General features: G+C 37.6%; 1 protein-coding gene. It reads right to left on the bottom strand.

Features of this window, described 5'->3' with window-relative positions:
• Positions 1-926: MFS transporter (locus AAHB15_RS29930; protein ID WP_342043897.1), on the bottom strand; the 926-nt coding region annotated here is incomplete at both ends.

Genomic DNA, 926 nt, shown 5'->3' with positions numbered 1-926 from the left:
TTCGAAATACTTGAAGAAATTGCCGTAAAGCCAACGCTAGCAAACATATAAATGAAAAGGATAAAATAGGGATTTGCAGAAGAGAACCATGCAAATAAGATTGAGGCACTTAATAACAATAACTGCCCAAAAATAATTAAGGGTGCATTCCCAAAACGGTCAATGAATCTTCCTATATATATACCAGCAACCACGGCGATAATGGCACCTGGAAAAATCATCAGTCCTAGCTCTGCTGGTTCTTTTCCGAATACAGTAGTGAGAATAATAGGCATTAAAAACAGATTTGAAAAGTTAATAAAAAAAGCGGAACAATTAATAAGAAGGAGCTTTTTATATTGCTTATTTCTAAGTAGTATTGGCGGAATAAACGGTTCTTCCGTCTTATTAAGATATTTCCACCATACCGCAAAAAGAACGACTGTTCCTAATAGTATCCCATACGAAAATGTAGATAGAAAAAGTAACAGACCTGTTACACTAAGCCCCGTAAGAATAGCACCGAATAAATCGAAATGTCCTTTTTTAATCACCTCATTAGGCAATAACTTTAGGAAGAAAGGAATAGATAGGACAGAAAAAATAGTGACAACGAAAAGATAATTCCATCCTAAGTATTGAGTAATCACTCCCCCTAGTACAGGACCTAACCCAAATGCCAAAGAGGCAGCTGAAGCGATAATCGCCATCGCTTTTCCACGCCTTGATAGAGGGATATACCGCCCTGCCATGATCATACTTAATCCCATAACGGCTCCTGCTCCAGCTGCTTGAAGTATTCGAGCTCCTAATAAGATAAAAAAATTTGTTGAAAAGAAACCGATGACTGATGATATCCCTAATAGGCAAATTCCATGGAGTAGAAGTCTTGAGAGGGGAACAAAATCAGATAGGCGACCAAAAGTTAACGTTGAAATGGCAAACAT

Origin of the sequence: Bacillus sp. OTU2372, from assembly GCF_038440275.1 — a bacterium.
GTDB classification, from domain to species: domain Bacteria; phylum Bacillota; class Bacilli; order Bacillales; family Cytobacillaceae; genus Neobacillus; species Neobacillus bataviensis_B.
Note: the sequence above shows the minus strand (reverse complement) of the source record. Positions and strands in the feature narration are given on the sequence as shown.